Origin of the sequence: Streptomyces bikiniensis (genome assembly GCF_000716625.1) — a bacterium.
Classification (GTDB): Bacteria; Actinomycetota; Actinomycetes; order Streptomycetales; family Streptomycetaceae; genus Streptomyces; species Streptomyces bikiniensis.
The window spans coordinates 105,736-129,648 of record NZ_JNXJ01000003.1 but is presented as its reverse complement, the minus strand read 5'-3'; the positions used below and the strand labels follow the sequence as shown (position 1 = coordinate 129,648).

The following is a 23,913-nucleotide window of genomic DNA, read 5'->3' as shown; positions in this document are numbered from 1 at the left end:
CCGGCGGCTACGCCTGCGCGGCGGCCAGCTTCTTGGTCGCCGCGTCCAGACGGGCCAGCACGCGGTCCCGGCCGAGCATCTCCATGGACTCGAACAGCGGGAGTCCGATCGTGCGGCCGGTGACCGCGACCCGGATGGGCGCCTGGGCCTTGCCCAGCTTGAGGCCGTGCTTCTCGCCGACGGCGAGAAGCACGGCCTTCAGGTCGTCCGCCTTCCAATCCGCGACAGTGGCCAGCTCGGCACGGGCGTCGGACAGGATGTCGCCGGCGCCGGCCTTCATCGCCTTGTTCCACGACGCCTCGTCCTCGACCGGCTCGTCGAGGAACAGGAAGTCCACGTAGCTGGTGATCTCCGACAGCAGGGCCAGTCGGGTCTGGGCCAACGGGGCCGCCACCTCGAAGAGGTCCTTGTCGAACGCCTCCGACGCCCACGGTACGTACGGAGCGACGAGCCACGGCGCGCAGGCGTTGGCGAACTGCTCCGGCGAGAGCGCGCGGATGTAGTCGCCGTTGAACGCCGTCAGCTTCTTCACGTCGAAGAACGCCGGCGCGGTGTTGACGTCCTCGATCCGGAAGAGCTGCTCCAGCTCCTCGTACGGCATGATCTCCCGGTCGTCACCAGGACCCCAGCCCAGGAGCATGAGGTAGTTCACCATCGCCTCGGGCAGGAAGCCCTCGGCCAGGTAGTCCTCCAGCGCGACCTTGTCACGGCGCTTGGACAGCTTCTGCCGCTTCTCGTTCACGATCACCGGCAGGTGCGCCCACACCGGCGGCTTGGCACCGAGCGCCTCCCACAGCAGCTGCTGCTTCGGCGTGTTCGACAGGTGCTCCTCGCCACGGATGACCTGTGTGATGCCCTCGTCCAGGTCGTCGACCACGTTGGCGATCAGGAAGACCGGGGACCCGTCACCACGGGCGATCACGAAGTCCTCGATCGCGCTGTTCGGGAACGCCGGCTCCCCACGGATCAGGTCGACCACGACGGTCTCGCCCTCGTCCGGCGTCCGGAAGCGCAACGCCCGGCCCTCCTCGAAGGCCAGCCCCCGCTCCCGGCAGAACCCGTCGTACCCGAGGTGATCCGACCCGGTGCGCTCCTTGAGCTGCTCCCGGGTGCAGTCGCAGTAGTACGCCCGGCCGGCCCTGAAGAGCTGCTGGGCCGCCTCGCGGTGCCGGTCGGCGTTGTGCGACTGGAAGTACGGTCCTTCGAAGGCCGCGTCCTCGCCGTGGATGCCGATCGCCGCGAGCGCGTTGATGATCCCGTCGATCCACTCCGGCTTGTTCCGGGCCGCGTCGGTGTCCTCGATCCGCAGGACGAACGTGCCGCCGGACTGTCGTGCCACGGCCCAGTTGTAGAGAGCGGACCGTGCACCACCGACATGGAACATGCCGGTCGGGGACGGGGCGAAACGAACGCGAACCGGGGCAGTAGACATGCGCCCCAGAGTACCGACGCTGGACACCAGCCCCGGACCACTCCGCCTACCCTCGCACCATCGTTTTCCGGCCGTCCTCGCCTTCTACCCGTACGTCTCCTTCCACCGCTCCCGGTGCCGCCGGTCCCCTTGCCCCAGCCCGTTCACCGCGCCGAGCGACAGCAGCGAGGCCCCGTTGTTCCACAGCCCGAGGTGATCACGATGGACGGCGAGAATGTCGTTCTCCGTGGCGAACCTCTCAGCCGGTCCGCTGAAGTACGTCGTGGCCACGAAGATCGCCACGTCGACCTTGAAGTGAACCTTCGCGCCAAGCAGGTCCCGGATCTCCCTGCTGGGGATCTTGCTCTTGGGCGTGTACCGCTTGCACTGGATCACCATGCTCCGCCCGTCGGGAAGGATCCCCAGAACGTCGGCTCCGTTGTCGTGCGAGCCACCAACCCTCCGCACGTCGGTGCACCCGTCGCGCCGGCACAGGTCCACGACAAAGTCCTCGAACTCCGTCCCCGTCATCACGTCGACTTCGGCAAGCGTCCGCTGCCCAGCTCTCACGGCCTCGTCATGCCGCCACTGCCGATCACCGCCCCTGATGAACCGATCGGTGCGCCACAACCACCACCCACCGCCGACAACACCTCCCAGAACAACCGCACCCACGAGATAGGGCCAGATCACGCTCCAGAAGGCCACCAGCACGACGACGCCCACGACCCCAACGATGGCGCCGCCCCGGAGTCGCTTCTCTCGACGCTTCCGAGCCGCTGTTCCTCGCCGCTTCCGTGCCGCTGCCATGGAGCCCCTCCTTTGTCCAGTGCAGCAGTCTCGGGAAGGGTGAGGCGTCCGAGAAGGGCGCAGTTCGGCCAATGGCTGGTCTCGTTATCTGGGCTCCCGACCGGCAGGGGCAGGACACAATCAGGTCGTACGCGTACCGGGCCGCCAAGGGGGAGGACCATGAGCCTGCTGCCGACCGCCACGAGCACTGATGTCCAGGAGCTCCAGCCCCGCGTCGCCGTGCTCCCAGTCGGCTCCTTCGAGCAGCACGGCACGTACCTCCCATTGATCACCGACACGGCGATCGCGTGCATCATCGCCCAGGAGATCGCCGCCGCCTATCCTGTCCACCTCCTCCCGCCCATCACCGTCTCGTGCAGCCACGAGCACTCGGCGTTCCCCGGTACCGTCAGCATCAGCGCCAGGACCCTGTACGCCGTGATCGACGACATCCGCGCCTCACTCGCCCGGTCGGGCATCCACAAGCTGGTGATCGTCAATGGCCACGGTGGGAACTACGTCCTGTCGAACGTGGTCCAGGAAGCCAACGTCGACGGCCCTGCGGTCTCCCTCTTCCCTCTCGGCCCCGACTGGGACCGTGCCCGCGAGTACGGCGGCCTCGAATCCGACAGGCACGCGGACATGCACGCCGGCGAGATCGAGACGTCGATCCTGCTCCACGCCGCTCCCGAACTCGTCCGCGAGGGTTACGACGAGTCGGACCACGACAGCCGGCAGCGGCCCTTCCTCCTGGTCCAGGGAATGGCCCAGTACACGCGGTCCGGGGTGATCGGCTTCCCCTCGCTCGCCACCGCGGAGAAGGGGAAGGCCGTCCTGGAAAGCCTGCGATCGAGCTTCTCAGCACACTTCGATGTGCTCTGCCGACTGAGCTGACGCGGGAGGCACGGGCACGCCCCGGCATCGTGGCCGCGAGCACCGGAGCGCCGGGCCGGCCCGTCCGGCCCTGGAGACGCTCGGACAGGAGAATGCGGGAACATCACCATTCTGGTTGTAGGCGCTCGGCGGGACCGGTACCACGGTCACCATGTACCGATGGTCGCCGCTCAACGATCGACAGCTGGCCTTGCTCACTCGCATCGGAGAGGGAAAGGATCCTGTCACCTCCGCGAACCCGGAACTCGCCATAACCGCCCGTGCCCTCAAGAGCCGCGGCCTCATCACCATGCCCAAGCATGGTGGGAAGTGGCAGGCGGAGATCACCGGTGACGGTCGCTTCTACCTGGAACACGGCCACCACCCGGACCGGCCTGAACCAACCCCGCGCAGGCAACGACCGGCAGCCGCCGAGCAGAAGCCGGAAGCTGCGGCACCGCCCCGTCAGCGGGCGACGCCCTCGCCTGAGGCGAAACCGGCGCCAGCGCGCCCTGTGAAGCCGCCACGTCAGTCGCCGGCGGAAATCGGCGCGGCCTTGATCGCGGAGGTGCAGAAGGCCGGCCGGTTCCTTCGGATCCCGGACCCGAGCGAGGAAGAGCGGGCCCGCTACCGCCGGGCGTTCGACGCGGCACGGCAGTGTGCCCCGGACGGCTTCCACCTGAAGTACAGCGGGCGGGCGAAGGGGGACTTCTTCCTCGGCCTGCTGCGGGTGACAGGCGAGGACGACACCGAGTGGAACCGGATCCGCCTGGCTCGCAGCCGAGTGATCACCGACATCGAGGACGTGATCACGGCGGTCACCGCAGACCACAGCGCCTTCGAGATCTCGGACGAAGTACTCCCACGAGTGCTCTCCCTCGTTCGGCTCCTCGCCGAGCAGGCACGGGCAATACACGGCGACATCGCGGTGTCGAAGAAGCGCAGGCAGCCGAGGCCGCTGCTCAAGGTCCACGGCAGGACGTACGAGATCAGCTTCAAGGAGCGGCAGAAGCAGGTCCGGTACGTGCCCGCGCAGCCGGGCCGGCGGACGTATGACTGGCAGCGGGTCACCCCCGCGCACCGGTTCGAGCCATCCGGCGAGCTGGAGCTGCACGTGAGCCAAGGCTCGGGGTACGGCTGGAAGAAGGAATGGGCCGACAGCGCAAAGAAGCCGTTGGAGGACCAGATCGACGCCGTCCTCCGAGCCCTGAAGGCCCACGCGGAGCAAGTGGAACGGGCCCGGCTGGCGTGGGAGGCGGAACAGCGGCGTCAGCGGGAGGAGCGGGAACGGCAGGAGGAGGAACGCCGCCTCCGAGAGGCCCAGGAAGAAGAGGAGCACCGCCGGCGGGAAGCTGAGAAGAAGAAGCGTACGCGGCAGGAGTGGGAAGCGGCGGTCAGCGTCGCGACGATCAAGGCGGTGGACGCGGTACGGGTCGACCGGTTCGGCACCGCCCTGGCGCAATGGCGGGCCGCGGGGGAGATGCGGGCTTTCTGCGCAGCGCTCGATGAGGCTGCCTCCGCCTCGGACGATGCCCACGAAGCCGTGTGGCTTCGCGAGTGGTCTACGTGGGGGAAGGCAGAGGCTGACCGGCTCGACCCGGCCGTGGCCGGCAGGAGCCTGACCGCCCACAGCCTCCACGCGGATCCCACAGGCGACCAGCTACGGCCCTTCCTCGAAGGATGGCATCCGCAGCGGCCGGAGAAGGAAAAGGCACCGAACAAAAAAGAACCTAAGGCGGAAGCCGAACCGCCCAAGCCGGAGCCGGAGCGGTGGCGCGGGTTCACCGACGAACGTCTGGACCAAGGCTGGAGATATGGACCCCAAGGTCGCGCTCAATGGTGGAGGCGATGACGCCGTGCCCGCGGTCACGTAGGGCCTTCACCGACTTCTCCACAAGCTTCCCGAGCCGGACGACCTCCTCGCGCAGGGCGACCAGCTCGTCGTAACGCTCGGCCTTGTCCTGACCACACCACTCACGGACGGTCCGCAGGACGGCCGCTTCCGTGTCCAGTCTGCGGTCGTCCCGGCGGCTGTAGGAGTACCAGGAGGACTGCGTGCGCTCCTGATCGATGGCCTGCTGCCTGCGGTCCACCTCCGGAAGGATGTTCTCGGCGAGACGGCTGGCCACGAGGCGCGCGATGCGCTCGGTGACCGGCCACCCTGCCAGACACATGCCGTGGCGGTTCTCATAGACCATCGGATCGCCTCGCAGCTCCGTGGGATCCATGTCGACAAGGGGAGCGCTGCCGTCGAGACTGCCCATCTCCAGGATCCCTGCGTCCGCGACACCGCGCCGCAGCCGCAGCTTGCTCTTCGGTCGGACGAACCCGATGATCAACCGTGCGGCCTCGAAGTCGGCGCTCCCCCGCACGTGCCGCGACGCCTCGGCCAAAGCGAGCTCGCTCGCGTCGTCCGCGCGGAACGCCTCGACGTCCTCCCAGCGCGCCACGAGAGACGTCGCGTCGACCCACTCTTGCAGTCCGGCGTCGTCATCGTCGAGGAACCGCACGTGGAGCCAGTCAGCCCGGCCACGACCGCCTACCCGTACGACCTCGACCCGACGAACCGGGCCGCCCAGCTCTTTCGGCCTCGCTCGGTAGGCCCAATGCTCACCCATCTCCATGGGTCCATTGAGCCAGGTCTGTTGATCCAGCTGTCCGGCGATTGCAGAAACCAGCAGATAGAACTGAGCGCCAGGGAGGTTCCTTCAGGGTCGATCAGGGGCCCAATACCTGTGCCATCTGCAGTCGAGTGACGCGTTGAGCCTTACTGGCAGGCACTCAACGTCCACGCGTCCCGGTCGAGGCTGGCCACGGCCGTTCCCCCTACTCGTACGTCTCCTTCCACCGCTCCGACGTCGGCGGTCCCCCTGCCCCAAGCCGTTTACCGCACCGAGTGACACCAGTGAGGCGGCGTCGTTCCACTGGATGGTGGTTGCTCCGGCCCGTCGACTGCGTTTTGCTGGGAGGCATGGCACAGTCCCTCACTCCTCAGGCTCTGAAACAGCAGCGTGAGTTCCGAGGTATGAGCGTGAAGGAGCTGGCCGAAGCCACTGGCGTCTCACCTGCGTCCGTACGCCGCTGGGAGGCCGGAACACAAGCGGTAAGCGACCGAGCCTTCGGGCGCCTACTGAAGGTGCTGCGCTGCGATGCGCAAGACTTGACTGCGCGCGAACGGGGGACCGAGACGCTGCAGGATCTGCGTCGTCGGGCGGGTATGAGTGCCGCCGAGGTCGCTTCGCTGCTTCGCCGTAAACGAGCATCGCAAGGTCTGCACATCAGCGCTGAGAAGATACGTGACCTTGAGCGTGGCCGCCCGGTGCACGGGCGGACTTGGCTGTCGCCCGAAACCCAAGGCCGAGTGGCACGGATGCTGGCCCAGGTCTACGGAATTCCTGACCGCGTAGTCATTGATGCCTGGCGCCGCACGCGCCCGAACGACGCGGCCCCCGCGCTTCCAGCTCGTCGACCTCGCAACGCGTCCGAGAGCGCATTGACAACCTGGCGTGAGCTCAACGAGCGGCAGCGCAGCTACCTGGCGTGCATCTTCCATCAGGATCAGGAAGCAGAAGAGGAACAGCGCCAGAGCCGCTATGCAGGGGAGGCCCAACCGCCCGCTGCAGCGTGGCGACGACTGACCTTGGCACTCAGTGCGCCAGCCGACCTTGTCGGCTTCACCCGCATCCAGGAGCGGCTCCGGGAGGCCGGCATTCACGATCCGGGGACGGGGTCCTCCGTGAGCGCACTGGACAGGCGGGGCCTGATCATCGTTTACCGGGATCGCCTGTACGTCGATGGACTGGGGGATGTTCCGCGTACGCGCGTAGAGATGACTCGGCACGGCAGAGCGGTCGCGCGCGCAGCGCTCGGGGTTACTCCCGCTCCAGCACCGCCTGCAGCGCTACTCTCGCCGTGGTTGTGGAAGATCGTGGTTCGTGTCGCGCGGGCAGGGACGCAAGGCGTGGACGGCAGCCTCGCTGGGCGAGGACCGCACTACCTTGCCGTGGGTCAGAGCCCCGACGGGCGCACGCCCAGCCGCGGCTTCATCGTTCTGCGTCTCCCTGACGGAGCGGACCACGGACCCTACCGCTGGTTCCTCACCGATTCCGGCCGATGCCATATCAAGGACCACATCGATACCTACCGGTCTTTGTATCCAACCGTCGACGTTGATTCGATCGAGAATACGTTCACCTGATCACTCGATGGAGTGACACCGAGGCCCATTGTCAGTGGGGTGTCGTAGCCTCCCCACCGATGACTCGACACGGAGACACGACCACGGTCCAGCAGACCCATGTCCTGCTGGAAATCGTCAAGGCATTCGCGGTGTGTGAACACGCGGTGGCTGCCGGAGAGCTGACCGGTCCCCGGCGCCTAGACCGCCTCATGGAAGCGCACGGGATTCTGATGGCGGCATGTGGCCCCGGACACCACATCCCCTTCGACGAATTGATGGACAGACTCACCGGTGAACGGGCGGGGTCCCTCGAGAGGTTGCTGCCCGAGTGGATCAACGCTGATGAGCTCGCCGGCGTACGGCTCTTGGAGAGCGACGGCGTCGCAACCGAGGACGGCTTCGACTTCCGGCACGAGGCGCAGCGTGTCATGCGCGTCGCGGAGAAGGTCGGGAAGTTCAGCGGCCAGGTCACCAAGCCCAAGCTGGATGACGAGTACAGCCAAGAAGCCGTCTTCAGCGCGATCAAGGGCCCCTTCTATGAGAGGCACCGCAGGACGCTGGTCGAGAACCCGACCGTCCAGAGGAAGGATCTGGCTACCCTCAACCTGCCTTCCCGGGCGAACGACTTCTACCGCCCCATCGCTCAATACGCGCAGTACAGCGGCTGGTGGTGGCCCTGTCCGGCCTGTCAGTGGCCGATGAAGGTGACGACAGACCGATCCACCGGGCGTATCCGCGGCCAAGTACGCTGCCTGTACCCCTGGCACGATGAGACGGGCGCGTCATACGAGTTCGTCGTGACCACTCGCCGGAAAACGGCCCCCGAGCTGCACCCGACGTTCGAGTGCCGAGTGCCGTCGGGTCGCTTCGCCCCGCTGTGGACCGGTGCCGTTCCGCTAGTGCCGGAGGCCCGAGCGGTGGAGGAAACGGTCGTGCTGGTGCGGCCCGTGTGGCGATACACCGTGGTACCCGGACTTCCCGAGCTGGCCCTGCATCGGGCAGTCTCGGCCAGTCTCGAGGGCACACCCTGGACGTCGCACCTGTGGCCCAACGGGGATCAGTGCGACCTGTGGATGACCCATGCCGGCAACGATGAACCCCGGTTCATGGCCGACTTCAAGGACTACACCTGGTCCAACCATCTGGTCAGCAAACTCAACCTGGACGGCGGCGACCGAGGCGGCGCCGAGTATTTGGTGGTGCCTGACCATCGCAGGGAGCAAGTGGACCAGCTCAATGCGGTGTGCCGCAGACACGGGATGAAAGCGGCGATGACCGCGACGGAATACCTGGAGATGGTCATCAACCACGCCAAGGGGGGCCAGGCATGAGCGGCGACATGACGGGCACGGAGGCCGGCCTCGCCGGAGCACTTGCGCTGGCCGCCCACTACTTCCCACGCAAGGACGACGAGGGGCACGTTCTGGCCGGCTTCGAGGAAGCCACGTTCTTCGCGCACCGAAAGCCGCAAGCCTGGTCCGAGTGGGCGAACCTGCCCACTACTGAGCGAAACCTCATCCGTCAGGTCATGACCTTGATGGCTCAGGAGTGGACGGATCCGAAGAAGCTCCGGACCTCGGTGCTCGCCATGCTCGGAGTCCTGTCATCAGAGCCGGACATCGCCGATCGCTCCGGAGGTTCGCTGCGTTTGCCACCTGGAGATCCACACCTTGCGGACGCAGCGATCCCGCGTATGGGAGGTGACTTTCTCGGCTACGTGCAACGCGTCACCGGCCCCTTCTTCACCTTCGGCAAGCGCCCCAAGGCCCAGGCATTCGCCGGCCCGGGAAAGCTGAAGACGAGGACTGCCTACCTGGGCCCGGAGCACGGCACGACCAGCAGGGAGATCGTCATCCCGGCCACGCCCGACTTTCGGGAAGCACCCGGGCATGAGTTCCTGCCTCAGGTGCACACTCGGCCGCCGCGTGACCGGGTCGCACCGACCGTGGAGCAGCTGTTGGAGGTCGCCAAGACCCTCAGCGGGCAGGACAAGAGCGTCCGTTACCTGCACAAGGTGCTCAAGCGGTTCTTCAAGAGCATGAAGACGACGACGGGCGCGCTGACCGAACTCGACCTGACTGCCGGCGATCTGCAGCTGCTCAACGCTCCCACGGGAAGCGGCAAAACCGTCCTGGTGAGGGTTCTGGCCTCATGGGCTGCTCTGAACGACCGGCGCATCGCTCTCGCCGTCACAGACGTCCGGGCCACCTTGGAGATGGCCTGGGACATCAATAACGACCTGGCCTATCTCCACAAGATCAAGCGGCTCATCGAGCCCACTCACTGCACGCCGTTGATGTCCCCGTCAAGCATGCACCGGCGCGCCATGGACTATGCAGCCCTGGGCACCTCCACCCAGATCGACGAGTGGGACCGTCGCGCCAGGACGGACATCGGCCTTCTGTCGACCGGATGCGCGCAGCGGGCGCTGATGGACCCGCCCACCCTGTACCCCTACGGGGAAGAGAACTGCACCTCGCTGACCTCTGAGGCCACTGGCTCCAACCGGCTGGCCTGTCCGTTCGCACCGACGTGCGGCAAGTTTCAGCAGTTCTACCGGGCCACCAACGCGGCCGTCATCGTCACCAACCACGCAAACCTGCTCGAAGGACGCACTCGAATCGGTGTCGTGCTGGACGGGCAGGAGTTCCGCGGTCAGGCGCGCGGCACCCGGGGCATGAGCGTCCTGGAGATGACCCTGCGCGCCTGCGATGCCCTGGTGATCGACGAGATCGACGCCTTCCAGACAGCAGCGATCAGCCGCTGCACTTCGGAAATCACCCTCGCCTCCCGGAAGAGGACGACCGCACTGCGGGAGATCGACTCCGACGCGAAGAACCTTCCTGTTGTCCACGAGATGGGGCTCGTCTCACCGGTCAGCCATGCCCGCCTCATGGCCGAGATGCTGCTGCTGTGGCTCTGCTCCGGACGTGGGCTGAAGCTGAATCCCGGCAACGAAATGGACGGCCCCGACGGCGCCGGCCGCGACAACACCGGCTGGCGTCTGGCCCACTCACGGGACCGCGAGATCCTCCAGGTCCTCTTCCCCGAAGCGACTGCGGCCGAGGACATCCCGCCCGAGCTGTTCGCCTTCCTCAACGAAATCATGCCCGCCCGCTGGTACGGCTCCGAGCCGGATGAGGAGGAGTTCGACCTCCCCGAAGGCGCGGATTGGAACGCCGTTCAGACCGCCCTGATGACGCTCACAGCGCAGCGCGGCCAGGACCATCTCACGGACACCCGCGACGAGATGCGCAAGCTTCTCCTCGGGCTCGTGCCCGACGCGCACCGGCAGGCTGCTGTGATCAACCTGCTGGTCACCCGGACGGTGCTGCGCGAACTCGATGGCGCACTCGACGAACTGCGCGCGCAGGCACAGACCCTGCGTTACCTGGACCTGGGGTCGGTCCGCAAGATCCTTGAGACCATGCGCAGCAGCACGGTGGCCACCCTGTACCCCTTGGCGATGCTGGGCCGCTCCATCCACGGCTACCAGGTCAAAGGCATGGACAACAAGGAGAAGGAAGCCGAGCTCCTGTCCCGGTCGTTCGGAGGCGATCCGCATACGTTCGTTTCCGAACTCGGCGGCCTCACAGCGCTTTTGACCGCCGGCGTGCAGCGTCCCGTCATGGGGCTGTCGGCCACCGCCTACCTGCCGCAGGCCGTGCAAGAGCACATCCACGCCCCGGTGCGATGGTGGCTGCCCGATACGCGCCCCGAATCCATCGTCACTCTCGCAACCCCTGTACGCAGTGGCGCCGGCGACGCGATGCGTATCGGTGGTCTGCCACCGGAACTGAAACCCAACGCCCTGCGAGATCTCGGGCGGGGTCTTTACGAGCAGCAGCTCGCCCGACGCCTGGCCCACCTGGAGAAACGGGAGCCGGAGCGAGCCCGTGTCATTCTCACGGTCAACTCTTACGAGCAGGCCGCCCACCTCGCTTCCGGAGTGGCACAGGCCGACGGTCTTAACCACCGAGTCTGCCTGCTCGTGAAGAAGGCAGAGAAGCAGAACTACGAGGAGCACCTGCCTCCTCATGTGGACAGGATGGTCCGCGAGGAGCTGAAGGACTTCCCCGAACGCGGGGAAATCCTGATCGCCCCCCTCGCTGTCATCGGACGAGGTCTGAACATCGTCGTGGGCACACGCTCCGCTGTCCGCGACATCTACCTCTGTGTCCGGCCCGTCCTCAGCATCGAGGACACCGACTGGCTGCACGCGAGCGTCAACGCCGCCGGCGTCAACACCCTCCCCGTCGGCGGCAGCGACACCCCGCTGGCCGACTTGCGCAGAGCCGGGGAAGCCTCCTGGAAGCAACTCTCCAAGATCCTCCGCTCCCCGGCCCGGTTCTCCAACATGGACCACGACCTGCGCAAAGAACTCGTCGCAGGAATGCTCGTCCTGCTCATCCAGCTCGCCGGCCGAGCCCGCCGCGGCGAAACCGACATGACCCTGCACATCGTGGACCACGCCATCCACGACCAGAAGTTCAGCTCCGACCTGGCCACGATCATCAAGCAGATCTATGCCGACTGGAACCCCGAGCAGCGCGCGATCATGAACGAGCTCTACGGTCAAGCGCTTCAGGCATTCCTCACCTACGCAGGACTCGATCGCGAGATGCTCTGAACGAGCTACATCTGCCCCCGCCCTCCCTTGGTGCAGGCGGGGGCTGGTCTCCCTGTCAGGGAGAAAAGCCGAGAGAAGAGGTAAGACCGTCCATGGGGCGTCGCAGCACGCAGCGGGATCTCACCGCACACACCACATCGATCAAGTGCACCCCACAGCTCCTGGACGGCATGACCGCCCTGGTCTGGGGCTTCGGTGACTACCACTCGCCGACGCGCAGAGCCTGGCGTGACCTGGGCAGCATGGCCAACCGCAACAGCAAGCGGATCGCAGGCGTACAGGACTCCGACCCCTTCCTGATTCCGTACTCCATCGCGGTCACCGTCCTCCAGCAGATCACTGACGGGTATGTGTACCTGGACAGAGACCTGGCGTTCATGGTGACGCTCAGCCCCGTCGAACCCGCCGTCCTCAAGAACGTCTTCACCTACCTGGAAGGGATCGTCCGCAAGATCCCTCTCGACGAGATCCCGTTCATGGACGAGCCCGCCTTGGCGAAACTCGTGGCCGACGTCACCCCGCAGTCTCTCAGCCTCGCCGAGAACATCCTCGCCAAAAAGGACGACAGGCCGGCCAGCCCTGACAGCTGGGCCTATCAGGCGGTGAAGTGGCATATCGCGAAGAAGCTGGCCGCTAAACCGCTCTTGGACACGGAAGTGGAACCGGTCCGCGAGCCGTACGAGACGAAGGACGGCGAGACGAAGGAACGCATCGTCGACTGGCAGCCGTCCACCAACACCGCGGCCGTGTATTACCGACCCGACAGCGACGGCGACCTGATCGCATGGGACCACCCCATCGGCCCGCTGTTCGCCTCCCTGGCCCATCCTGTCAACCTCAGTGAGGCTGCCACCGCCCGTCCCAAGGACCCCACGCGGACGCAAGTCCAGTACGCCATGTCCCGCGTGTCGGTGAAAATGGCCACCTACACTGCCGAGCCCAACCCCGTCCTGAACCTGGACGCACACATCCGCCGTGTCAACAACACCGTGGTCCACGCGCGCACTGCCTTGCTTGATCAAGGGACGCAGCGCCCACTGCTTTCCCTCTCTCTGGACGGGTGGGGCCTGCGCCAGGTGAACAAACACGCGCTGGAGATCCTGGCGAAACTCGACGCCGACCGGACAGCGCTCACAGCCTTGGAAGAGCGCGTTGCCGACGAACGCCACCGCCTGAACCTGAGGGACGAAGACGGTAAGAGGGTAGACATCCTCACGCCCGCGCCGGGCACCATCCGGCCGACCATGCCCAAAACGGACTCCTTCGCTGTCGGTACCGGCGCCGGCATCTACCAGCTCTCTCTTCTCCAGGACCAGATCCGGCGCGCCTTCGGCGACACCGTCTCTCTGCTCGAGCTGAAGTCGAAGGGGAACGTGTTCGGCAAACGGCTCCACGAACCCGCCACCTCGGCGCAGGGGAAGGAAAAGAAGAAGCGAAAGAGCGACGGGGATTACATCGACCTCATCGGTAATCCCTCGCCCGATAGCATCCGGCGGTCCATCGAAGCAGCCGGCTACACCAAGCTCCGGATCCTGTGCCTCTGGTACCGAGACGAGACCCTTACGCGCATGATCCATGGCCTCGCCCACCCCTATAGCCTCGATCCGAAACACATCGACCCGAACCCCAACGGAAGGGACACCACGCCTCTCGCGGAGGGCATCGAGGCAGTCTTCTGCAACGCCGAGGCTCTGCTGAAGCACGGTCCTGGAAAGGAGAGGGCCTCGGACGCCGAGGCCCTCATCAGCCAGTTCGCGGAACCGGGCGTGCTCCTCGCGGCCTGGTGCGAGACGGAGCTCCCCGTCCGCGGGGAGGAGCATGAAGGAATGAAGCCCGCCGAGGTGAAGTCCGCCCTCGCCGAGAATGACGCCAAACACCAGGTAGTACGGGAGCTCGCAAAGGCCGGAGTGCCGTCTCAGTTCTTGGTCGGCCGCACCTACGACCCATTCACCAAGTCGTTCAGTACCGTCAAGAGGCCCGCTGCGGCGTTCGAAGACCACCGCGTCTACATGGGCCAGCTGGACTTGTACCGATCGTGCGGCGTGATCGACGATCGGTTCGAACGTGCTCTCTACCCTGAAGACGACCCCTATCCGTTGCCTCGCATGGCCTTCGTGGGCATCCATATCCGCAAGCAGGCCACCGATCGCAAGTACAAGGGACAGCCCAAGAGAATCATCACCGCCACCGCGGTGATCCCGTCCCGCAAGGCCGGCGAGACCTGGCGCATGCTCGGTTGGAGCAACATCCACCCGCAGTGGGAGCACTATGCGCGGGCGCAGAGCAATTTCCACGCCTCCAACTACCCTCTGCACACGCAGGACGGCCAAGGCGAAATGCAGCGTTGGGCACAGGCCGGCGAGGACGTCCGTACCGCCCTCCAAGAGCTCAGCGACGAGCTCGATGGGCTCCCGTACGCCCTGATGATCGACGGCCATGCCAGCCGCCGCGTGTGGCCGGGCCTGCATAACAACAAGCAGGGCCTCCCCCCGGACCCGAACGACCCGCGCCTGTGGCTTCCGGGGAGCGGCCTGCCCGCTTCCTGGAACCCCGTCAGCATCATCCGCATGAATTGCGCGCAGGCCGAGATGCCGCGACTCGTATCCGTCACCGAGAAGCTGAAGAACGGCACCACCAAGCCGCTTAAGACCTCCAGCGACCTCTACTACCCTGAAGAGCGGCCTGAGGGGCATCCGTGGTTCCTGTTCACCGAGCCCCGCAACTACGGTAAGAAGCGCCACGGACAGTGGAAGACCCGCTGGCGCGCGGACCCGGGCAAGGCGTCAAAGAACGCTGACGAGCGCAAGGAGAACGAGCTCAACTCCCCCTGGTACAGCATGACCACGCGCGAAATCACTCCGATGCACACACGCAACGGGTACGAGCGCGAGGCCCTCGCCGTCGCCGCAGCCCGGCTCAGCCACCAGGCACTCTCGTGGTCCGACCGGACCCGCTACCCCGCGCCACTTCACGCCGCACTGCAGATGGACCTTGGCCACCCCCAGTTCCGGCGTTCCGAGCCAAAGGACCAAGCGAGCCTCGACATCCTCAAGGAAGCCTGCGGCACCGACGCATAATCCGGCGTCGGCCCAGCCGTCGAGTCCGTGATCACGAACGCCATGCCGAATTGGAACTGCTCCATGGACGCTGACAGAAGCGGTGCAAGCGCTTCAAGGACCGGATCCCCACCGGCCTGATGAGCCCCGAGGGCTCCTAGATGATCGCGGAAGGCCGGGGCTGGCGGGTCTCAGTTCTGGTCTCATTCACCCCCGTCCGGCCCCGTCCGGACGGGGCCGCCCCGAACGCTCCGCCGCAGGTCAGGACACCCACGACCCCCGCCGGACCCCCGTACGAACATTTGGAAAGCGTGTTGGGGGCAACCCCTCACGAGTTCGAATCTCGTATCCTCCGCCAGTGCCTCACCGGGCACGTTGTCGAAGGGCCCCACCGTTCGCGGTGGGGCCCTTCGACGTGTGTGTTTACGGTTCCCGGCTGTGGCGTCGCATCAGCTAGGACGTGTCCGGTGAGTCGAGCTCATCAGCATGCCGCTGGGGCTCGTCGCCGCCCCGGCCCGCCTGCCGGGGCGGTCGCCCCACTGCCTGCGACCGGGACCGGTATGCCCGCAGGAACGAGGTCGAGCGGTGCATCGACGCGTTCAAAGGATTCAGACCATGACCACTCGGTATGACAAGAGTGGCTATGCGTTCCACGGCGCGGTGACTCCAGGCTCGCTTCGACTGCGGCTCCGCCCGGCCCCCCAGGCGCCTCCCGCAGCTGTAAATTGATGAAGTCGCCGGCCTCATGGGTGAGCTGCTTCTCCATAGCGCCACACCTTGAGGTCGGGCCCTCAGTCACCCATCCTCGTTCGTCTCTCACGCCTGCCGAGCGGAGTCGTAGTGAAGGACGAACCAAGCACGTGCCGAACTCACGTAGCTGTCATTCCGCGACGTAGGCCTGTCCAGCTGCGTCACGATCGCATTCCGATGGGAAAGCAGTGCGGCTCGCAGATCCAGATCTCGCTCGGCCATCAGCTGAAGAGCAGCAAGTGCACGGGCACTGCATCCGGCGAGGTCGGGCCAGGATCCGTCCGGGAATCGCAGCTCGCCGGTACGCCCTTCGATCGATGCGTAGGCGAAGGCGACGAAGATCGAATGAGATCCGGAGACCGACGGCTTTATGATGCGATCGGCCACATCACCGAGGATCTCCTGAGTCCATTCCTGCCGAGGAAACCACATGGCTCCCCAGGCGGCGGCATACGGGTAGGACGGGTTCGGCCTACGTTTCGGTACCTGGCGGGAGAGCAGCTCCGCCTTGTTCATCGTGTACAAGGAGCGGGCCATCCAGCCGATCTCGTTCCAGTGCTCCGCCTCGCTGAAAACCACGTCACGTCGCATATGCCTGCCAATCGCCTCGGCCACGGCAGGTACCAGGCGATGGGCGAATTCTGGCCGCATCCTGAGCGCGACGTCCAACAGAACATTGATGGAGTGCGCGTTGAGTCGCTTCACAAGTGAGGCGGGTTGCAGACGCTCCAGTTCACCGAACAAACACTGGACAGACGCGTCGGCTTCCGCTGTCGCCAGCAGCGACAGCAGAGCGGGCGTGTGCATCAGGTCCTTCACCCGTGCGTAGCCGAGCCTTCTGGCCAGCCGCTGCACAGGGATGTCAGCGGCCAGTCGGCAAGCCCAGGTCGTGTCCCAGATCAGGGCCAGCCGCAGGACGTCGCTGAGCGCGGCCGGGCTGGTCACCTGCATCACCGTCGCCTGATGCCGGACACGGAGCTTGTCCACCCACTTCGAGTACACGCCTCCCGGCCGCAATCCGAGCGCTACCAGTTGACGGACGACCTGGTACTGCTGGGTGGGGTGCTGGATGTGGGCAAGTTCGCTCGTGAAGGCGTTCCAGGCTCCTCCTTCACGCTGCAGGGCGCGCATCAGATCGACACCGGTGCCGGCGGACACCCGCTCCACCGCAGTCAGCAGCCGGGCCGCCTCGACGGGGTCGTTGTACACGGCCTGGCGCACCTTGTCCCGCAGCAGACCGCCCTTGCCCCGGGAAAAGGAGGCCTCCTTGCTCTTCAGGTAGTCGAGGGTCGCCACGGCGGTGTCGCCATTCAGCCCGGCCAGCACGTTGATCACCTCGGTCACCTGGTTCGTACTGGCTCCGCGGCCGATCTGCGCGCCCCAGCGCCGGCCTATCGAATCCGGGGTCTCGGTGCCGTCCTTCCGCAGCACCCACAGTCCGGCGTCCTCCACCGGCACACCCCCGTCGACGAGGGTCCGAGCCGTCTCACGCGCGCACAGCGCCGCCGACGAGGGTGAGGTGGAGGCCATCTTCTCGATGAAGCCGGCCGCGTCGTGCTCGTTGACGTATTGGCTCGGCAGTCCTTGGTACATGGCACGGCCGAGCTGGTGGAAGTAGCGCCGGGCGTCCGCGACGGGCGCGTCCTTCATCCCCTCGAAGAGCTTCCTGTCCGCCACGTGGCGACCCAGCTTCTCCAGGAAGGCCGACCCGAACTCCTCGTCCTGCCCCAGCAGCAGAGCGGCCTGCGGGCCCCATGGTCGCATGGAGCGGTTCAGCGCTCTGGCGACAACGTCCACGAACAGATCCAGGCATTCCTCCCGGAAGGAGGCGTTGGCCTCCCAGATCCCCTTGATCAGGTGGTACTGGATGGAGATCCGCGGGTCCTCCTCCAGCCGGGCGCTCACCCAGTCCTTGCCGAGTTCCTCGGCGAGGTACTGGCCGAAGCCCTTGTTCTCGGTCAGGAACAGCTCGTCGACGCGCGCCGTCGCTGACAGGATCAGACCGGCGCCCTTGGCGTCCTGGTGGCCCCGCACCTGCTGGGCGAGAGCACGTGCGAGACCGGCGTCGGGACGCTCCGCGTGGTCGCCGTACAGCGATTGGCGGGCGGTGTAGTCGTGGATCTCACTGGTCGTTCGGATCAACAGGGCAGCGTCCGTCGGGGTCGCGGTGCGCAGGGCCTTGTGGATGGCGCCGCCGAAGCTCTCGCCCTTGTTGAGATCCCTGTCGTTGAGCATCCTGGTGACGAAGGCGAGCTGGTAGTCCCGGGCTTCCTCCAGCGCGTACCGCAGGTCCACCGCGTCCGTGTGCCGCAGTGCCTGCCGGATGCCGACACGCACGTCGTGCCGAGCGAAGACGGTGTCCCAGTCCTCGTAGTCGGGGTCATAGCGCAGCCGCAGGACGAGGTTCGAGAGGTACAGCCCGATCCCGCGAACGGGATCGGGGTCGTAGTCGAGGAGCTTGCGCACCTCGGCCTCGTTCTGGACCCAGGAGGCGTACTCCGGCATGCCGATGTCGTTGCCGGCGCGACGCACCAGGCGTTCGACCCGGCTGACCGTACGGTAGTCGAGGGGCTTGTCGGGGTTGAGGCGGGTCAGGATCTCCGATCCGCGCTTGGCCACGACCTCGTCAAGGCGCGGATGGTGGAAACGGCTGAGCTGTTCCAGCACGCTGTACAGGCCGTCGCCGGGCCTCGGCCTGTCCTCCAGGAGTTCTTCGAAGTTCCGCGCCATCCACTCGGTGAGGGCGTCGAACCGGGTGTCGCCGAAGCGGTGCCGGTGCCGGTGGATCGCGCGGACCACGGCCAGCAGGGAGCGCGCGGATCCGAGGGTCGTCTTCGACAGCCGCGCCACGAGGGCCTTGAGAAGCTTGCTGATCACCTTCTCGCCGAGGGAGGAGTCCATCGCCAGCAGCACCAGCGCGATGCCGACCGGTGAGGCGTTCCGCCCCCACTTGACGAAGTCGTCCTCATGGTCGGGAAGCAGCAGGCTCTCCGCGAGGCTCCGGCAGACGCGCTCGTCGTACAGGCGCGCGCCGCGAAGGATGGGCAGCAGCCCGCTGCGGTTGTCTCCCAGGTCGCGGAAGAGCTCCTTGGCGACGAGGCCGGCGATGAGGTCGTGGCGGCGTGGCCGGGTGGTCTCGTCGGGGTGGACCTCCTCGGTGTAGGCGTCCAGGATCGTGCGGCAGTCAGTGGGGCTGGGGAAGCGGAGCCGGTCGGGGGCTCCGTCGGGAACCGCACCGATCTCGTAGAGGTCGGAGCGCTCGTGCTCGGGGACGCTCACGTTCCCGCCGAGCAGGGAGACGGCCGCGACGACGGCGGCCAAGTCCTGTGCATCGGCCCCCACCTCATCGGTGAACCTCTGCCGCAGTTCCTCCTCAAGGCGCTCGGGCCTGTCGTTCCCGCCGCGGTAGTCGCACAGGCCCTTGACGAATCTGGCGAGGTCGTGGGGGAAGCGGCGCGCCAGGGCATCGACGAAGCGGGGGTTGGCGGCGACCTTGTCCCCGTGGATCTCCCGGGCGCGCCTGGCCAGGTCGAGGAGGGCGGCGGGGCGAACGATGGACGGGACGACGGTGAGATTCGCCGCCTGCCAGTCGTGGGATGAGTTGAGGTCGTACTCCAGGCAGGCGAGCACGCTGATGCCGAGCTCCGCCGACACGGCGGGCAGCATGCGGTCGACGTCCGTCTCGCCCATCGGCCGGATGCCGTCGAGGATGACGACGGGGAAGCCCGTCTCCTGCTGTTCCCAGGGTGCGACCATGCCGAGGGCGTGCCGTACGGCTCCGGCTAGGACGTCACCGCTCGGGAACGCCCGGTCGTCGGGTACGAGAACGATCACCCGCCGACCAGCCTCGGCGAGCGACCGTGCCGTACACCGGGCGATACAGCTCTTCCCGGAGCCGGACGGCCCTCCCAGCACGGCCACCTTGCGCTCCGGCTCCTGGAAGACCGCCACGAGGCTGTCGACCTGATCCGTGCGGATGTCGGGGAGCCGCTGACCGTCGGGCCGCGTCAGCGACCAGTCGGAGAGGCTCCATCCAATGGCCTTCAGGGCGCTCTCGTGCCGGTTCCGCGTCCATGCGTCCCAGGCCGTGCCCCAGTAAGCACGGGCCGCGCCGGCCAGGGTGAGGCCGGGGTCCGCGACCGCAAGGGTCGGGGTACCGCCCCCGGCGGAGGTGCGGAACCAGCCGCCGGGGCCGGGGTGGACGAGCGTGCCGCCGCAGGCGTCGGCGCGCAGGGACGCCTCGCTGGGCTCCATGGGCTGGAACTGCGTCGTCGTGCCGAGGTAGGACGACGAGTGCGCGCCGGCGGCCGACATACCGGGTGCGGGGTGGGGCAGTTCAGGGGCGGCGAGTGTCCGCGAAAGGAGCCGCAGGGCAGCGGGCAGGGTCACCGTGGTGTCGTCGACGCGGCTCGGCGGCAACAGGCCCTGGACCGCCAGTCGCGGCTTCGGGTCCCCTGCGAGCTCCTCGTCGCGCCCCAGTTGGAGGAGCAAGTTCCGTACGGGCTCGGCGGCTCCGTCGGAGGCCCTGTTGGTGACCGGGGTGACGGACCGCCACCTCCTGGTGATGCCGGTCAGCTTCCGGACCGCGTCGTCGTGACCGGCGGTGGCGTCACCGACCTTGCTCTCCAGGGCGAGGCGGGCCGTCCAGGCCGTGGGCGGCAGGTCCGGGTCCGCCTCCGGACGGAGGACAGTGACGTCCAGGCACTCGACGGGCGGGTCCTCGGCGGTGGCGGTCTCCCCGGACGTGTCTTCTTCGGACGTGCGCTGCGCGGGGACGTACGGACCGCTGTCGGGTGCGCAGGCCCGCTCGTAGAGGCGGACGAGGTCGTCCTCCATGCCCTCGATGTCCTGGATGTGCGAGACCAGCTCGGCGTACGGCCCCTCACAGGCCTCTGGATCCAGGACCATGTCGACCAGTCGTTCGAGGCTGGTGCGGCCCGAGCCGGTCACGAACCGGTCCGGGATGCCCAGCGCCGCGCCGTACAGCCCCCTTCGCTTCGCTTCCTCGTACAGGGGCCGGAGGCCTTGGGCATGGAGTCGTTCGAGCAGAACGCCGTAGGACGTGCGCAGGGCGGATTCCTCGCGCTTCGTCAGGATGTCGTCGAGGGCGAGCAGCGCGCCGACGACACCTTCACGTGCCGAGACGGAGTCCAGAGCCGTCATCTTGCCTCCTCACTGCGGTCGGTCGTCGGGGACGAGGCCAAGTGGATCGGGGTCGACCGTGGCCGATCGGGGCGGACGTCGAGACAGAACACTCCTCGCAGGTCGGTCACCACCAGGTGGGAACCGTCCGTGTCGAAGGCGAGCGCAACGGTCTGGTCCGGCAGCGGCAGCCGGGAGGCCGGCCGCTCGTCACCGGACGTGACCGGGAGGAGGCACAGCCAGGGTTTCTGCGTGCCACCGGCCGCGGCCGCCAGACTGTCGTCGACGGCGAACGCGAGCGTTCCGTCGCGCATGGCGGGGATGCCGAGCCCTCTCGTCCCGTGGTTCTCGTCCCATACGAACAGTCCCCCGCTGCGATCGAGCATGCCCACGGTGCGGCCGCTCGACGACACCATGGCGTGCTGGGCCGAGGGCATCAGCAGCGGCTGGCGCCGTACCGCCGCCACTCCCGTGTCCAGGACGCGCGCGGTCACGGTGCCGGACTCGGTGGTGGCGACGAGCCGTCTGTCGCCGGCCTCGCCCCCCAGGTGGACCTGGGTGACGCGGTTCGACCCCGGCACGGCGAACGATCTGGCCCGTCCGGTGGCGCCGGGTTCGACGAACTCGATCCGCGCGCCCCTGGCGACAGCCAGCAGACCGTCCCCGTGCAGCGAGAACGTCGTCGCTCCGTCCAGTGTGGGCAACGGCTCGGGGTCCCGGCCCGTCAGCGGCCGCCACAGCAGTCCCGCACCGTCCGCGACAAGGGCGACGACGGGCTCGCCGTCAACGACGGCGAGCGCCAGGTGCGAGGCCATGCCGTCGCCCTCGGACCGGACCGCCTCGGCGAGCGGTGTGCCGTCCGCCAGGTTCCACAGCCGTATCGAGGCGTCGCCGTGGGTGGTCACCACATAGCCGTCGCCGGACGCGCCGGACGCGACCGCCAGGAGGTCGGGCACGGCCACGCCGTCCTTGGGGGTGGCCCACAGGACATCGACGCCGGCGCCGGCCCCGCGCGGGTTCAGACCGTGGGCATCGGCTCCGGACCTGAGGAGGCTGAGCTTCAGCTGGAACGCCCGCTCCGCCGGGTGCAGTCCGGGCGTCTGGGTCCGTATGCCCTCACCGACCCGTTCCGGCAGGATCCTGGGCCCGCCGTCACCCAGTTGCCGGGCGAGGACGTCGCCCGGCAGCGCGGCCCAGAAGGGCAACGAGGACCGTTCGGTGACGAACTTCTGGTCGAAACGTTGGGTGGCGGCCGCGAACAGGGCGGTCAAAGCCGTGTCCGCCGCCCAGTCGATCCCGGGCTCGCCGGACGTTCCCCCCATGCCGCCTCCGGACGCGAGCACGGGCAGGCAGTCCCGTACCGCCTCGGCGAACTCCGGCCCGCACAACTCCGGTGCGAAAGGGGTGGCGAGGCGCCACGACGAGGACGTGGAGGAGCCGAGGTCCCTGCTTTTGCCCGTCCCGGCACCCGTACCCGCGGTGTCCGTCACCGAGGTGCCCAGCAGCTCCGCGGCCTCCCTCGCCTCCTCGGGGCCGTACGTCCTGCCGGAGCGGTCCGCAGCCGTGGCGAGCGCCGCCCAGTGCTCGGCCGTCAGGCCGGCGTCGTGCCCGCATGCCGCCGCGGCCCGCACCGGCTTCAGCATCGCCCGGCACCATTCCTCCGAGCCGCCACGCGAAGCGAGCAGGCTCAGGTGGAAGGCCTCCAGCCGCTTCCCGGCCGCGCGCCGCGCGTTCGCCCCGCCGTCGTGCCCATGCGGGGTGTCGAGGAAGCCATCGACCGCGTCGACCGCCGCCCCGAAGTGTCCGTGGCAGGCAGCAGCGACCGAGCCGGCGCCCCGTGCGCGGGCATAGGCGCGGACGCCCTCGTCGTCGGTGTCGAGCTGGAGCACCGGCAGCTGAAGGCCCTGCCACACCTCGTCGGCGGCGACGGCGTGGCCGGCCGAGGCGATGACGGTGGTGCGCGCGTACTCGGTCAGGGGATCGAGGAGCTCCCTGACCACGGCCGCAGGATCGTCCGCCAGGTGGAGATCGTCCACCAGAACAGTCCGGGGAGGCAGCTTCTCCAGGGCCTCACACAGTTCGTCCGGAGTCGGGGCGCTTCCCAGATCGAGGCCGAGCGCCCGGGCGACCCGCCGGGACGCCCCCGACACACTGGCGTCCTGCGCGGACACCAGCGCGTGCACCGAGTCGTCCGGGAGGACCAGACCGCGACGGGCGACGGGCGGCAGTAATCGCCGCCACTCGGTCTTCCCGCACGCGGCTAGGTGTCCGAGGAGCGCGCTCTTGCCGACTCCGGCCGCGCCTCGGATGATGAGCGGTCCGGCCGGTCCGCCGCCGGCGATGAACTCGCGGAGACGCCGCTGCTCCTCCGTCCGGCCCGAGAAGTACCAGCCCTCCTGGCCCGGCCTGCTCCGACCGCGCGCGAGGTGGGACCACTCGTCGAGGTCCCGGTCGAGCCAGTCGGGCGACGTCCGGGGCATGTATGCCGGATCCGGCAGCGCGCGGCAGCCCCGGCGGCCGGCGTAGTGCACCCACGCTTCCTGGCTGGCCGTCGGCAGATGGGCATTGAGCTGCTCCACGAGGACGGAGGGCTCGATGAACTCTTGCGCGCCGTCGCTTCGGGAGAGCGTCTTGGCGAAGGCGCGTGCGAAAGCCATCTGTTGGGCCTGCTGCGTTCTGCGGGCGGTGGCGATCACCCAGGCGTCGTACTCGACGCTCCCGGCGGCGGCCTGACTCCGAAGGGTCTCCATGGCAACGCCCGCGCCGGGATCGGAGTAGCAGGCGTCGAGGACGATGACTGCCTGTTCGAAAAGTTTCTTCCCGTACAGGGTGTTGACGATGTCCGCCGGCTCAAGAAGATCCTTCGTCCACCGTGTGGACGTCGGCAGGGCCAGGCCCCACGTGACGCCCTTCTGCACACCGTGCCCCGTGCAGTAGACGAACAGGGACAGGGGTGGTTCCCGCTCGCCACGGCTCACCGCGTCCAACCACCGGCCGAGGTCATGGCACACGTTCTCCAAGCCCCGCTCCCCGGCCGCTCCCTCGGGCCCAGGGATCTCCCGCATCCCCAGTTCCTGGAGCG

General features: G+C 67.6%; 11 protein-coding genes. 6 read left to right on the top strand and 5 right to left on the bottom strand.

Annotated elements, in window-relative coordinates; genetic code table 11:
- Positions 1-7: 7 nt before the first annotated feature.
- On the bottom strand, positions 8-1,384 hold the full coding sequence (gltX, locus tag OO47_RS02890; RefSeq protein ID WP_030209508.1) for a glutamate--tRNA ligase: 1,377 nt from the start codon (positions 1,382-1,384) through the stop codon (positions 8-10).
- A gap of 132 nt (positions 1,385-1,516) precedes the next feature.
- A complete protein-coding gene (locus OO47_RS02885) occupies positions 1,517-2,137 on the bottom strand; it encodes a restriction endonuclease (RefSeq protein WP_030209505.1) in 621 nt (206 codons plus the stop codon).
- A gap of 243 nt (positions 2,138-2,380) precedes the next feature.
- Between OO47_RS02885 and OO47_RS02880 the strand changes: the two genes are divergently transcribed.
- Both OO47_RS02880 and OO47_RS02875 read left to right on the top strand, forming a co-directional pair.
- Positions 2,381-3,094, top strand: a complete 714-nt coding sequence (locus OO47_RS02880; protein WP_030209502.1) for a creatininase family protein — start codon at positions 2,381-2,383, stop codon at positions 3,092-3,094.
- Positions 3,095-3,245: 151 nt separating this feature from the next.
- Entirely contained in the window at positions 3,246-4,925 is a 1,680-nt protein-coding gene (locus OO47_RS02875) for a hypothetical protein (RefSeq protein WP_030209497.1), read from the top strand.
- On the opposite strand, the gene OO47_RS02870 is transcribed toward OO47_RS02875, so the two are convergent.
- Positions 4,855-5,697 carry a hypothetical protein gene (locus tag OO47_RS02870; RefSeq protein WP_030209494.1) on the bottom strand — a complete coding sequence of 281 codons (843 nt, stop codon included), beginning with the start codon at positions 5,695-5,697 and terminating at the stop codon, positions 4,855-4,857. The genes OO47_RS02875 and OO47_RS02870 overlap by 71 nt on opposite strands.
- 347 nt (positions 5,698-6,044) lie before the next feature.
- Between OO47_RS02870 and OO47_RS34610 the strand changes: the two genes are divergently transcribed.
- The 4 genes from OO47_RS34610 (at position 6,045) to OO47_RS02850 (ending at position 14,960) form a co-directional block, all read left to right on the top strand.
- The gene (locus OO47_RS34610) at positions 6,045-7,271 is read left to right on the top strand and encodes a helix-turn-helix domain-containing protein (protein WP_030209491.1); all 1,227 of its coding nucleotides are present in this window, start codon (positions 6,045-6,047) and stop codon (positions 7,269-7,271) included.
- A gap of 59 nt (positions 7,272-7,330) precedes the next feature.
- The gene (locus OO47_RS02860) at positions 7,331-8,584 is read left to right on the top strand and encodes a restriction endonuclease-related protein (RefSeq protein ID WP_051715608.1); all 1,254 of its coding nucleotides are present in this window, start codon (positions 7,331-7,333) and stop codon (positions 8,582-8,584) included.
- A complete protein-coding gene (locus tag OO47_RS02855) occupies positions 8,581-11,883 on the top strand; it encodes a hypothetical protein (protein ID WP_030209486.1) in 3,303 nt (1,100 codons plus the stop codon). The genes OO47_RS02860 and OO47_RS02855 overlap by 4 nt, the downstream gene beginning before the upstream one ends.
- 92 nt (positions 11,884-11,975) lie before the next feature.
- Positions 11,976-14,960 carry an RNaseH domain-containing protein gene (locus tag OO47_RS02850; protein WP_030209483.1) on the top strand — a complete coding sequence of 995 codons (2,985 nt, stop codon included), beginning with the start codon at positions 11,976-11,978 and terminating at the stop codon, positions 14,958-14,960.
- Positions 14,961-15,755: 795 nt separating this feature from the next.
- Here the strand turns inward: OO47_RS02850 and OO47_RS02845 are convergent.
- Together OO47_RS02845 and OO47_RS02840 are read right to left on the bottom strand one after the other, a co-directional pair.
- Positions 15,756-20,852 (bottom strand): P-loop NTPase family protein, encoded by a 5,097-nt coding sequence (locus tag OO47_RS02845; RefSeq protein WP_030209480.1) that lies wholly within the window; start codon positions 20,850-20,852, stop codon positions 15,756-15,758.
- Positions 20,849-23,896 carry an ATP-binding protein gene (locus OO47_RS02840; RefSeq protein ID WP_030209478.1) on the bottom strand — a complete coding sequence of 1,016 codons (3,048 nt, stop codon included), beginning with the start codon at positions 23,894-23,896 and terminating at the stop codon, positions 20,849-20,851. The genes OO47_RS02845 and OO47_RS02840 overlap by 4 nt, the downstream gene beginning before the upstream one ends.
- Between the last annotated feature and the right edge of the window lie 17 nt (positions 23,897-23,913).

Excerpts from the sequence above, each read along its gene's own strand:
- OO47_RS02870 (WP_030209494.1), bottom strand. The coding sequence starts at position 5,697 with ATGGAGATGGGTGAGCATTGGGCCTACCGAGCGAGGCCGAAAGAGCTG.
- OO47_RS02880 (WP_030209502.1), top strand. The coding sequence starts at position 2,381 with ATGAGCCTGCTGCCGACCGCCACGAGCACTGATGTCCAGGAGCTCCAG.
- OO47_RS02850 (WP_030209483.1), top strand. The coding sequence starts at position 11,976 with ATGGGGCGTCGCAGCACGCAGCGGGATCTCACCGCACACACCACATCG.
- OO47_RS34610 (WP_030209491.1), top strand. The coding sequence starts at position 6,045 with ATGGCACAGTCCCTCACTCCTCAGGCTCTGAAACAGCAGCGTGAGTTC.
- OO47_RS02860 (WP_051715608.1), top strand. The coding sequence starts at position 7,331 with ATGACTCGACACGGAGACACGACCACGGTCCAGCAGACCCATGTCCTG.
- OO47_RS02840 (WP_030209478.1), bottom strand. The coding sequence starts at position 23,896 with ATGCGGGAGATCCCTGGGCCCGAGGGAGCGGCCGGGGAGCGGGGCTTG.
- OO47_RS02845 (WP_030209480.1), bottom strand. The coding sequence starts at position 20,852 with ATGACGGCTCTGGACTCCGTCTCGGCACGTGAAGGTGTCGTCGGCGCG.
- OO47_RS02875 (WP_030209497.1), top strand. The coding sequence starts at position 3,246 with ATGTACCGATGGTCGCCGCTCAACGATCGACAGCTGGCCTTGCTCACT.
- OO47_RS02855 (WP_030209486.1), top strand. The coding sequence starts at position 8,581 with ATGAGCGGCGACATGACGGGCACGGAGGCCGGCCTCGCCGGAGCACTT.
- gltX (WP_030209508.1), bottom strand. The coding sequence starts at position 1,384 with ATGTTCCATGTCGGTGGTGCACGGTCCGCTCTCTACAACTGGGCCGTG.